The sequence below is a fragment of the Barnesiella sp. genome, from assembly GCF_022723415.1.
Lineage (GTDB): Bacteria > Bacteroidota > Bacteroidia > Bacteroidales > Barnesiellaceae > Barnesiella > Barnesiella intestinihominis.
Window position 1 is genome coordinate 27,391 of sequence record NZ_JAIJHU010000014.1, and the last position, 12,343, is coordinate 39,733.

General features: G+C 44.3%; 11 protein-coding genes. 9 read left to right on the plus strand and 2 right to left on the minus strand.

Translation table 11 applies throughout. The features are described from left to right. Positions 1–120: 120 nt before the first annotated feature. From QVD32_RS04515 to argB, 3 genes are all read left to right on the plus strand, one after another. On the plus strand, positions 121–1,929 hold the full coding sequence (locus QVD32_RS04515; protein ID WP_118686972.1) for an AMP-dependent synthetase/ligase: 1,809 nt from the start codon (positions 121–123) through the stop codon (positions 1,927–1,929). Between the two features lie 84 nt (positions 1,930–2,013). Further along, positions 2,014–3,136 (plus strand): peptide chain release factor 2 gene (gene prfB, locus QVD32_RS04520; protein WP_118686971.1). Its coding sequence is split into 2 segments (ribosomal slippage): positions 2,014–2,076 and positions 2,078–3,136, totalling 1,122 coding nucleotides; the frame shifts between segments, so codons are not numbered across the junction. 4 nt (positions 3,137–3,140) lie between these two features. Then, positions 3,141–3,914 carry an acetylglutamate kinase gene (gene argB / locus QVD32_RS04525; protein WP_021891308.1) on the plus strand — a complete coding sequence of 258 codons (774 nt, stop codon included), beginning with the start codon at positions 3,141–3,143 and terminating at the stop codon, positions 3,912–3,914. Between the two features lie 192 nt (positions 3,915–4,106). Here argB and QVD32_RS04530 read toward each other — a convergent pair whose 3' ends face one another. Beyond that, positions 4,107–4,568 carry a hypothetical protein gene (locus QVD32_RS04530; RefSeq protein ID WP_021891307.1) on the minus strand — a complete coding sequence of 154 codons (462 nt, stop codon included), beginning with the start codon at positions 4,566–4,568 and terminating at the stop codon, positions 4,107–4,109. A gap of 314 nt (positions 4,569–4,882) precedes the next feature. Continuing rightward, positions 4,883–6,076, minus strand: a complete 1,194-nt coding sequence (locus QVD32_RS04535; RefSeq protein WP_021891306.1) for a putative sugar nucleotidyl transferase — start codon at positions 6,074–6,076, stop codon at positions 4,883–4,885. A 179-nt stretch (positions 6,077–6,255) separates the two neighbouring features. On the opposite strand from QVD32_RS04535, the gene QVD32_RS04540 reads away from it, so the two are divergent. The 6 genes from QVD32_RS04540 to fusA all read left to right on the plus strand — a co-directional run bounded on the left by QVD32_RS04540 (position 6,256) and on the right by fusA (position 12,333). Next, positions 6,256–6,501, plus strand: a complete 246-nt coding sequence (locus QVD32_RS04540; protein ID WP_008862866.1) for a hypothetical protein — start codon at positions 6,256–6,258, stop codon at positions 6,499–6,501. Positions 6,502–6,523: 22 nt separating this feature from the next. Next, positions 6,524–8,212: an asparagine synthetase B family protein gene (locus tag QVD32_RS04545; protein WP_021891305.1), complete on the plus strand. Its 1,689-nt coding sequence runs from the start codon at positions 6,524–6,526 to the stop codon at positions 8,210–8,212. A 127-nt stretch (positions 8,213–8,339) separates the two neighbouring features. Further along, positions 8,340–8,888, plus strand: a complete 549-nt coding sequence (rfbC, locus tag QVD32_RS04550) for a dTDP-4-dehydrorhamnose 3,5-epimerase (RefSeq protein WP_040296275.1) — start codon at positions 8,340–8,342, stop codon at positions 8,886–8,888. Between the two features lie 250 nt (positions 8,889–9,138). After that, the gene (gene rpsL / locus QVD32_RS04555; protein ID WP_008862863.1) at positions 9,139–9,543 is read left to right on the plus strand and encodes a 30S ribosomal protein S12; all 405 of its coding nucleotides are present in this window, start codon (positions 9,139–9,141) and stop codon (positions 9,541–9,543) included. A 167-nt stretch (positions 9,544–9,710) separates the two neighbouring features. Continuing rightward, complete coding sequence (gene rpsG, locus QVD32_RS04560) at positions 9,711–10,187, plus strand: 30S ribosomal protein S7 (RefSeq protein ID WP_008862862.1); 477 nt, start codon at positions 9,711–9,713, stop codon at positions 10,185–10,187. Between the two features lie 25 nt (positions 10,188–10,212). Continuing rightward, positions 10,213–12,333, plus strand: coding sequence for an elongation factor G (gene fusA / locus QVD32_RS04565; RefSeq protein ID WP_021891302.1), 2,121 nt, complete (start codon positions 10,213–10,215; stop codon positions 12,331–12,333). Positions 12,334–12,343: the final 10 nt, after the last annotated feature.

The following is a 12,343-nucleotide window of genomic DNA, read 5'->3' on the forward strand; positions in this document are numbered from 1 at the left end:
AAAGCCGAATTTTGCAATGTCGACTTAACAAAATGAAATATATATTCTACTTAAAACTTATTAAAACGGGAATCGTACCGATATAATCTGTAACTTTGTCGCAGATTTATAGTTATATTTATGGTAAATCAATTGACCTCGTTGGTCCGCAGGCAGGCTGCAAAATATGGCAACCGTGAGGTGTTCAGCCACAAGGACTATTCAACCAATCGATGGGTTTCTACTTCTTGGAACCGTTTCGCAGAGCAAGTATCGGACATGGCGAAAGCTATGGTAATATTGGGTATTCGCGAAGAAGAAAATATTTCTACATATACACAGAATAAGCCGGAAGGTCTTATCGTGGATTTCGCTGCATTCGATAACCGTGCGGTGACAGTGCCCCTTTACCCGACTAGTTCTTTGGATCAGATAAAGTATATTATCGATGAGGCAGAGATACGATTCTTGTTCGTTGGCGGCCAAGTGCAGTACGACAATGCGATTATCGCCTTGCGGGAGTGCCCGACGTTAGAAAAGCTGATACTTTTCGATCCCGATATAAAACGAGCAGAGAGCGATAGCTCGTCTGTCTATTTCGAAGACCTGATAGCAATGGGGAAATCGGCGGACGAGAAAGTCAGCGAAGAAGTGGAGCGGCGTAGAAATGCCGGTTCGCCCGACGATTTGGCTACGTTGATTTATACCTCGGGAACGACCGGAGAGCCCAAAGGAGTTATGTTGGCGCATTCCAATTATGACGAGGCTATTCGTATACATCTTCAACGTTTAGTAACCTGTTCGGATAAAGACGTTTCGCTTTGTTTCCTTCCGTTGACACATGTATTCGAGCGGGCGTGGTCTTATTATTGTTTGACCGTGGGCATGCGTGTCGCTATCAATGTCGATCCGAAGGATATACAGAACACGATTCGAGAGATACGGCCGACTATTATGTGCAGTGTCCCCCGTTTTTGGGAGAAGGTTTACTCGGCCATACAGGATAACCTGTCTAAGATGAAAGGTGTTGCCCGTCGCTTGGCAGAGCGGGCGTTCGTGATAGGTCGTCGGCGCAATGTGGAATATTTGCGGGCGGGGAAACGTGTACCGCTGTGGCTCGAATGCCAATACAGATTTTACGACAAGTTCGTTTTCTCGAAAATTCGTCGGGCTGTCGGGGTAGAAAACGGGAATATCTTTCCTACGGCGGGAGCTCCGTTATCCGACACGATTAACGAGTTTCTGCATATTTGCGGTATCAATATCGTTTATGGTTATGGCCTTTCCGAGACGACAGCGACGGTGAGTTGCTTCGATTTGGTGGGATATGAATTCGGAACGGTAGGCTCTTTAATGCCCGATATTCAGGTGAAGTTGGGTGAGAATAACGAAATATTGGTAAAAGGAAAGACCGTAATGAAGGGTTACTACCGTAAACCCGAAGAGACGGCCAGAGTCTTTACCAAGGACGGTTGGTTCCGTACGGGCGATGCCGGCAAGGTAAACGAACAAGGGGCATTGGTGTTGACCGAGCGTTTGAAAGATTTGTTCAAAACGTCCAATGGGAAATATATCGCTCCGCAGGCGTTGGAAACCCGTCTGGGTGAAGATAAGTATATCGACCAAGTGGCGGTGATAGGAGACCAACGGAAATATGTGACGGCTATTATCATTCCGGCTTATGAGGCTTTGAAAGAGTATGCCGCTCAGAAACAGATACAATATCGAAATTTGGAAGAGCTGGTAAAAAACCAGAAGATACAGGCTCTTATTTCGGAACGGATAGATGCGTTGCAAAAGAATTTCGCCCGGTTCGAACAAATCAAGCGGTTCACGCTATTGCCGCAGGCTTTCAGCATGGAAAAGGGCGAGTTGACCAATACGTTGAAAATTCGTCGGTCGGTTATCAATTTATTGTATAAAGACGAGATAGAGGCCATGTATGCTTAAAAACGAAATATGAAATTTGGTAAATAGGCGGAGGGTGTATATTTTTGTACACCCTTTTGTCATATCATAAGGAAGCCTATAAATATGATTACACAAGAACAATTAAAAGAGACGGAAGAACGCAAGTTGGCGTTGAGGAGGTATCTTTGACATCGATTCGAAGAAAATCGAGGTAGAAGAGGAAGAGTTGCGTACCCATGTGCCCGATTTTTGGGAAGACCAAAAAAAGGCGGAAGCGCAGATGAAGAAAGTAAAAGCCTTACATTTCTGGATAGACAGTTATACCGAAATAGAAAAGTCGGTAGAAGAATTGAGGCTGGCTTTCGATTTCGTGAAAGAAGGTATCGTGTCGGAAGAAGAGGTGGACGAGATTTACAAACGCACTACGGAGCTTATCGAGAATCTCGAACTTCGCAATATGTTGCGCCGGGAAGAGGATAAATTGGGTGTCGTTCTGAAAATCAATTCGGGAGCCGGAGGAACCGAGTCGCAAGACTGGGCATCGATGTTGATGCGTATGTATTTGCGATGGTGCGAACAGCATAACTATAAAGCCTCTATCGCCAATATATTGGAGGGCGATGAGGCCGGTATCAAATCGGTGACGATACAAATCGAAGGTGATTATGTATACGGCTATTTGAAAAGCGAGAACGGTGTGCACCGGTTGGTGCGGGTATCGCCGTATAATGCGCAAGGAAAGCGCATGACTTCTTTTGCATCGGTATTCGTCACGCCGTTGGTCGACGATACGATAGAAATCAATATCAATCCGGCGAATATTTCGTGGGATACATTCCGATCGAGCGGGGCCGGGGGACAGAATGTGAATAAGGTGGAGTCGGGCGTGCGGTTGCGCTATCAGTTCAAAGACCCTTATACCGGAGAGGAAGAAGAAATCTTGGTCGAGAATACCGAGACACGGGATCAGCCTAAAAACCGGGAGAATGCCATGCGCCAGTTGCGCTCTATTTTGTATGAGAAAGAGTTGCAACATCGTATGGCCGAACAAGCTAAAATCGAGGCCGGCAAGAAAAAAATCGAGTGGGGGTCGCAAATACGCAGTTATGTATTCGACGACCGTCGGGTGAAAGACCACCGTACCAATTATCAAACTTCGGACGTGCAGGGCGTCATGGACGGTAAGATAGACGATTTTATCAAAGCCTATTTGATGGAGTTTGCCGGGGAAGAAAATAACGGTTAGACTAATGGACAAACTGACACTGATAAAAGTAGGGGGTAAAATAGTGGAGGAGCAGGAGACGTTGAGTCGCCTGCTTGTCGCTTTTGCTGCCATTCCCGAGAAAAAGGTCTTGGTACATGGTGGCGGTCGGTCGGCCACCGCTATGGCCTCCCGCTTGGGGATAGAGAGCCGAATGGTAGGCGGTCGTCGCATTACGGATAAATCTATGCTCGAAGTGGTGACAATGGTTTACGGCGGTTTGGTAAACAAAAGCATTGTAGCCGGATTACAGGCAGTGGGTGTGAATGCTTTGGGTATGACGGGAGCCGACATGAATATTTTGCTGTCGGACAAACGTCTGGCAGGAGAGGTCGATTACGGTTATGTAGGCGATGTGCGTCATGCCGACGGCAAAGCTCTTACAGGTCTAATCGAGATGGGGGTCGTTCCCGTAATCGCTCCGCTTACCCATGACGGTAAAGGCTCTATGCTAAACACCAATGCCGACACTATGGCGGGAGAAACAGCTAAGGCTTTGGCCCCTTATTACGATGTCTCACTGGTCTATTGCTTCGAGAAAAAAGGAGTGTTGCGAGATGAGAAGGACGACGAGAGTGTTATCCCGGAAATCGATTTTTCTTTATTTCAAGAATATCGGGAGAAAGGAATTATACAAGGCGGCATGATCCCTAAACTCGAAAATGCATTCGAGGCTATTCGGCACGGGGTATGCGAGGTAATCATTACTCGTGCCGATTGTATAGGGCAGAAGGATAGGGGGACAAGGATTGTAGGATAAGCGTTTAGAATGGAACTGCTTATGTCATTGGATTAATTCTGAGTTGATCCATCTTTAAGGGTAATCATTTTGCAGGAATTGGGAAACGAATAGTCGTCTATAAATAAAATACAAGGGTTATTCCGAAAGGAATAACCCTTGTCGTTAAGGATAGCTTATCGTTTATTTAAATGAAGTCCCCTCGGTGAAATTTTAGTATCGATCTATCCATTCCCAACCGGAAGGTGTATATTCCGATGAAAGAATAATGATTCCCTCTTGATTTCGGAGAGATTCTATGACTAAGAAATATCCGCAATGGTTCTGTATTCGAGAAGAACTTTTCCATGCTTGATGTACAAAATAAAGATGCCCGATTTGAGGATAACAGTATGATTCTCCTTCTTGTGGAATGTCAATGGCATTCAGGTCTATATCTTCTGTTTCCCGTTTTCCTAAATCGGTAAAGGTGGTTATTCTGTTTTCTTGTCCTTCGACTTTTCCGTTATTCCATGAGATGATAATATTCTTATTGAGAAACTCGAAGGGGGACTGGTCGCTGATCAATCCCCTTGTCCATACGGTATCGACGTTGGTTGGATATTCTTTCTCGCATGAGGTGAAAGAGATGAGTAAAAGTAAAAAGATAGAGATTTGAAATGTTAAATGTTTCATAAAATAAAAAGGTAAATATCCGACCGGTTCCAAAATCGGATTGTTTGAAAATGGATTGTAGACGGATATAAAAAAGACGCGGAACCTAACTTTATCGTATCTCAAGGTTCTGGAATACCCTATTAAGCAATAAAGTTAAGCCCACGTCATGCGACGCAGGCGTTATAACTCTATATCCTTGCTTAATGTTTATAGAATTTTCCAGATTCTGAGATACAAGAATAAAAGCTAACGCTCTTTTATATATGTCTTAAAAACGATAAGTTATTTACATAGGCTCTTGTGTTTTATTTGTTTGCGCAAATATACGGATTTTATTTCAATTGTTCCGCTTGATTGTAAATAGCTTCGAAAATGGTTTTGTCGGCCTCGGTTAAAGTGCGTCCGCGGCGAGCCATCATTTTCTCGGCGATAGCATAAAATTTGGTGAGTTGTACGTCGGTGAATCCGGCGGTTCCCCCTTCGCTGAACGAGGCGACAAAGTTACGTGGAAATCCGGCTCCGTGTATATTCACGCCTACACCTACTACCGTCGCTGTGTTGAACATGGTGTTGATTCCGGCTTTGGAGTGATCGCCCATGATAAGTCCGCAAAATTGCAGGTTCGTGCGGAGGAAGCGGCGGGTAGGATAATTCCACAATTTAATTTCGCTGTAATCGTTTTTGAGATTGGAGGATACAGCTCCGGCGCCCAAGTTACACCATTCGCCAATAACGGCATTCCCTAAAAATCCATCGTGGGCTTTATTGGAGAATCCGAACATGACTACATTATTCAATTCTCCGCCTACCTTACAATATGGCCCCAACGTGGTCGCTCCATAAATTTTAGTACCCATGTTGACAACGGCGTGTTCGCAGGCAGCGAATGGTGCACGAATGCAACTGCCTTCCATGATTTCGCAGTCTTTCCCTAAGTATATGGGACCGTTTGTGACGTTGAAAATTGCACATTCGGCATGTGCTCCCGGTTCTAAAAATATCTTGGGAGTTCCGTCTGGGAAGCAGGGCTCGCCGATGATACGGTTCGAATCGCTGAGTTTCTCGCTCGTTCGTCCGTTTGTAATGAGTCGGAAATCGGCTTCCAGACATTCTCCGTTCATCAGAAATATATCATAAAGATGTCGGATACATTTCAGCGTGTGGCCGTACTCTATCGTGCGATTGTATCGTTCGTTTCGGAAATCGGCTTCATTTCCTCGAAATGCAAGCAGTTCTTGATTGCAGACGATGGCTTCTCCGGGATCCAAATCGGATATTTGTTTTACCAATGAATCGTCGGGAAGAATGTGGCTCGCGATAAAAATGTTATCGTCCGAGAGAGCCGCCGGATATTTGGCTGCCATATATTCGGGTGTGAGATAGGAGTACATGCCGGGTAACCGGTGTTCCCATTTTTCTCGTATGGTAAGAATTCCTATTCTAATGTCCGAAACCGGACGGGTGAATGCCAGCGGTAAAAGATCGAAATGCTGTTGATTAACGTCGAAAAGAATGATATTTTTCATAACCAAATGTAATTTGATACTTCAAAGGTAATGTAAATCTTAGAAATAGGTTCGGTTTTTTTAATAAATATTTCATACAGAGGGGTGTGCAGTAGAGCGAGGTGGCGAATGAACGGCAGTTTGTGAAATCCTTTGAACAAATGAGGCCATATAGTCGTTTATGAGGGAAAAAGGGATATATGGAGAAGAATCGTTTTGTGCAGTTGGTGGCCGATATGCTGTATCGGACGGATCGGGAATCTTTGAATTTGGAGACTCGTTATAAAAGTCTGGAAGAGTGGAATTATTTATTTGAGGTTTCTTTGGCTATGATGCTCGAAGAGGAATATCAAGTAGAGGTTACTCCTGAGGATTTTGATTGCACGAGAACGTTGGGTGAGTTGTTCCATCGGGTTTGTGAACCCAGTTTGGCTGATAAAAACTAAAAAAATCGGAGGAATAGAAAATATGTGCGGATTAGCCGGGATAGTGGGAGAGGTGGATTTGATGGAGCAAGTATTGCTTCATATGTCTGCGGCACAAAATCACAGAGGGAAAGAGACTCCTAATAGTTGGGTCTCTTCTTTTATTGATGCTCGGGTGGGATTGATGCATAATCGCATGAAAACCATCGATATGGCCGTGGCTCCTAAACAACCGTTCGAAGATAACGATACCGGATTGGTCGTTATGTTAGATGGTGAAATATTTAATTATGAAGACGTCCGGCGCCAGCTCGAAAATTATTATTCTTTTACGACTCGTGGAATGTGCGAGGTGATTACAAAAGCGTATGACCGTTGGGGAGATGGTTGTTTCGACCGGTTCGAGGGATACTTTTCTATCGTTATATACAATCGCTGGTCGGAGGAATTGTTGCTTTGCCGAGACCGGTTTGGCATAAAGCCCTTGTATTATGCCACCCAAAGGGGTAACTTATTTTTCGCATCCGAAATCAAAGCTTTGTTTGCCGGTGGAATTCGTTCTTTGTTGTCGGCGGAACGATGGGCGAGTTACTTGGCCTATTCTACTTATGGCAGTCCTTATGAAACTTTTTGGGAAGGTGTGCATCAGCTCCCTGCCGGATTTTTGTTGCATTATAATGGTTATTCGCTGGTGGAGAAACGTTGGTATGAGTTTGAAAAAAGAGTCTCATTGTGGAGCGAGGAGTCACCCGAGCGATTGCCGGAGGCTTTTCTGGAACAGATGTACAGGAGTGTCGGATACAGCTTGATGGGAGAAATGGAGAAAGGTTTGTCGCTAAATGGTAGTTTGGAGTCGGCGTTATTTATTTCTCTGATGAAGGAAATAGGACTTCCGAGGTCGTTGAAGAGCTATATGCATTATCGGGGGAAACTGCATCAAAGCGGAGTTTTGTGGAGTGCCGAGATGCTTGCGGAGACACCTTTGCCAATGGAACAGGTGAAAATTACCAAATCGATGTTGTTGAAGGAGCTCGATTATCTGGCGAGATGGCAAGAGGAACCTATCGACGGTTTGAACACAATTACCTACTCTGCTTTTTTCAGGGTTATGCACAAGCGCGGACTTTCGGTGCTTAGTGGCGGATGGGGACTTAATCATTTTTTAGGCGGGGTTTCGTTGCCGGGTGACAGTTCTACATCATTGGTCCCTTCGGAGGTTCTGTCGGCCGATTTCAGGCGATTGGCGCGGAAACCCGAATATCGACGTTCGTTTGTTTCGGAAAATGAAAATTTACGGTTTTGCGATTTGTGTTACGAACGTATACCGCATTTGTTGAGAAGTGTCGATAAAATGAGTATGTATTACGGGGTTCAAATCAGGAATGCTTTTTTAAATCACAACTTGATCGAAATCGCTTTTGCATTGGCCGATGGAAGTTCGGGTAAGCATCGAAAGGCTTGGTTTTCGGATAAAATCGTGATGCCTTTACTTCCTGAAAAAATAAGGCTTGCTCCCAAAAATGAGGTAGAGGGACTTTATGATATTCCCACGGAATTAAAAGGCTGGGCCGATGAAGTGGTGCATGATTTGCGATTCGGGCAAGTTTCGGAATGGTTTGATTATCCCCGGTTGGAAAGAGCGTGGGAGAATCCTGAAAGCGGAGTTTTCTCCGATCCGGTAAAGGCCTGGAAGTTGTTGTCTCTGTGTTTACAGTTGAAAAGTTTGACTTGAATTGATCGTGCTCATGTAGCGGTTCTGATAAATTTTATCTTTTGTTGTAAAACTTTTGCGTTTAGAGGAGATTGTATTTGTTTCTCCTCTCGGCTTGCGCTATCTTTGTCTTCCAAAATATATTTCGATGAAATTTACAGAACAGAAGTTAAAGGGGGTTTTTGTCATAGAACCGCAGGTGTTTGGCGATAGCCGGGGATATTTTATGGAAAGTTATAAGAAGGAACTTTTCGAGAAGTATATAGGGGTTGTCGATTTTATTCAAGACAACGAGTCGCGGTCGAGTTATGGCGTAGTGAGGGGGCTCCATTTCCAAAGGGGTGAATGGTCACAGTCCAAATTGGTGAGAGTGACACAGGGGCGTGTCTATGACGTGGTTGTTGATTTGCGTCGTACGTCCCCTACGTTCGGGCAGTATGTAGGGATAGAGCTGTCCGATGAAAATAAAAAGCAACTTTTTGTTCCCAGAGGGTTTGCTCACGGTTTTGCTGTATTGAGTGAAACTGCCCAATTCTGTTACAAGGTAGATAATGTATATGCTCCTCATGAGGAAGTGACATTGTTTTATAACGATCCTCATGTGGCCGTGCAATGGCCTATAAAGGCCGAGGAAATGTTGCTCTCGGAAAAAGATAAGAAGGGACTCGGATTTGAGGAAATCGAGGTTTTCGAATAAAACGAAAATTTTATATTCGTTTTTTTAATGTTTATGGCATAAAGAGAAAAAGCTGAAAAATAATCCCAATATGTTTGGTTTTTAATGATTTAGTCTTTATCTTTGCACCACTTTTGATGCCGTAGAAGGTCGATATTTTTATATAATCGCTTGATTATGTGAAAGTAATGGCTGGTTTTGGTGTCGTGGATAAAGAGAAAAATAAGAAGAGTTATAAGTAAAAGATTTTTTAAAAAAAAAGTTCTAAGAAATGCCTACAATTCAACAATTAGTAAGAAAAGGACGGGTTGTATTGGAAGACAAGAGTAAATCTCCCGCATTGGATTCATGTCCTCAAAGACGTGGCGTGTGTGTGAGAGTTTACACGACGACTCCTAAAAAACCTAACTCTGCCATGCGTAAAGTAGCTCGTGTGCGCTTAACCAACGGGAAAGAGGTGAACTCTTATATACCGGGTGAAGGTCACAATTTGCAAGAGCACTCTATTGTACTTGTCCGTGGCGGTCGTGTGAAAGACCTTCCCGGTGTGCGTTATCACATCGTTCGTGGTACATTGGATACCGCAGGAGTGGGAGGACGTACGCAACGCCGATCCAAGTATGGCGCTAAGAGACCGAAAGCGGGCGCTGCACCTGCCGCAAAGGGTAAAAAATAAGAATCCCCTTTTTATAAAGGCCAGCAAAGAGAATTAAAGAATTAGTGTCGAACACTGGTTCTCGTTTATTGGATAGGCTGATTGGGTTGAGTAAATGAGGTCGGCGGACTTCGTTGAAGATGTAAAGGACAGCAACCAAAAACAAGAACGACAATTTATTGTAAAAAATGAGAAAAGCAAAACCAAAGAAACGGGTTGTATTACCAGATCCCGTATTCAATGATGTGAGGGTTTCGAAGTTTGTAAACCACTTGATGTATGACGGCAAAAAGAATATTGCCTATACTATTTTCTACAGTGCATTGGAGATTGCGAAATCTAAGTTGCCGAACGAGGAAAAATCTGCCCTCGAAATATGGAAGAAAGCCCTAGAAAATATTACACCTCAAGTAGAGGTTAAATCTCGCCGTGTGGGTGGTGCTACTTTCCAAGTACCTACGGAAATCCGCCCCGATCGTAAGGAATCTATTTCAATGAAAAATCTTATTATCTATTCTCGTAAAAGAGGAGGCAAAACGATGGCCGACAAATTGGCTGCCGAGATTGTCGACGCTTTTAACGAACAGGGTGGTGCGTTTAAACGTAAAGAAGATATGCACAAGATGGCAGAAGCTAACCGTGCATTCGCTCATTTTAGATTTTAATTGAATAAAATAAGAAATAAAGAAAATGGCAAAATCTGACGCTCATTTGAAATATACCAGAAACATTGGTATTATGGCACACATCGATGCCGGTAAGACAACGACTTCGGAACGTATTTTGTTCTATACGGGGTTGACGCACAAGATCGGTGAAGTACACGATGGTGCTGCTACAATGGACTGGATGGAGCAGGAGCAAGAACGTGGTATAACCATTACATCTGCCGCTACTACCGCTTTCTGGAATTATAAGGACGAGAAGTTTAAAATCAACTTGATCGATACTCCGGGGCACGTGGACTTTACCGTAGAGGTAGAGCGCTCTTTGCGTGTATTGGACGGAGCTGTGGCTGCGTTTTGTGCGGTCGGCGGTGTTGAACCTCAGTCCGAGACTGTATGGCGCCAAGCCGATAAATACAATGTTCCTCGTATCGGTTACGTGAATAAAATGGACCGTTCGGGTGCGAATTTCTTTGAAGTTGTCCGTCAGTTAAAAGACGTTTTGGGTGCGAATCCTTGCCCCATTCAAGTACCTATCGGTGCAGAAGAGACGTTCAAAGGCGTGGTCGACTTGGTGAGAATGAAAGCTATTTATTGGCATGACGAGGCAATGGGTGCTGATTATAGTGTGGAGGAAATTCCAGCTAGTTTGCAAGCCGAGTGCGATGAATGGAGGGACAAACTGCTTGAAAAAATAGCCGAGTGTGATGATGAGTTGATGGAGAAGTATTTCACGGATCCTTCGACTATCACCGAAGAGGAAATTATGCGTGCAATTCGTAAAGGAACGTTGGCTATGCAGATTGTTCCTATGATTTGCGGTTCTTCTTTCAAGAACAAGGGTGTACAGCCTCTGCTCGATGCCGTGTGTGCGTTTTTACCCAGCCCGGTAGATACTCCTGCCGTAGTGGGACACGATGTGAATGATCCCGAAAAGGAAATCGTTCGTCATCCTTCTTTCGATCAGCCGATGTGTGCGCTCGCTTTCAAGATTGCAACCGACCCTTATGTAGGTCGTCTCTGCTTCTTCCGTGTGTATTCGGGAGAAGTCGTAGCGGGTTCTTATGTGCTTAATTCCCGTTCGGGTAAGAAAGAGCGTGTTTCCCGTTTGTTCCAAATGCACTCGAATAAACAAAATCCGAAAGAATCTATCGACTGTGGCGATATTGGCGCAGGAGTAGGTTTCAAAGATATTCGCACGGGTGATACGTTGTGTGCAGAAGATGCTCCTATCGTTCTCGAAGCTATGGATTTCCCTGCACCTGTGATCGGTATTGCAGTTGAACCTAAGACACAGAAAGATCTCGATAAGTTGGGTATCGGCTTGCAGAAATTGGCCGAAGAAGACCCGACCTTTACCGTGGCTACCAATGAAGAGACCGGACAAACGGTTATCAGTGGTATGGGTGAGCTTCACCTCGAAATTATTATCGATCGTTTGAAACGTGAGTTCAAAGTCGAGTGTAATCAAGGCCGTCCTCAGGTTACTTACAAAGAGGCTATTACCAAACCGGTTGAGTTGCGTGAAGTGTTTAAAAAACAAACCGGTGGTCGTGGTAAGTTTGCCGATATTATCGTACGTGTAGAACCTTCTACTCGTGAAGAAGGCGGATTGGAATTTGTCGATGAAGTAAAAGGTGGTAATATTCCTAAGGAATTTATTCCTTCTATTCAGAAAGGTTTCACTACCGCTATGAAAAACGGTGTGTTGGCCGGTTATCCCGTAGACAGTTTAAAAGTTACTGTAATCGATGGTTCGTTCCACCCGGTGGACTCTGACCAGCTTTCGTTCGAACTTTGTGCTATCCAAGCATTTAAAAAGGCTTGTGAAAAGGCCGGTCCCGTATTGTTGGAGCCAATCATGAAGATCGAGGTTGTAACTCCCGAAGAAAGTATGGGTGATGTGATTTCGGACTTGAATAAACGTCGTGGTCAAATCGAAGGTATGGAATCCAGCCGTTCGGGTGCTCGTATCGTGAAAGCCACAGCACCTCTTGCCGAGATGTTCGGTTATGTAACAGCGTTGCGTACCATTACTTCCGGTCGTGCTACTTCGACGATGTCGTTCTCGCATTATTCCGAAGTAAGTTCTTCGATTGCAAAGAATGTATTGACAGAGGTGAACGGTAGAGTAGATTTATTGTAATTAACTATCA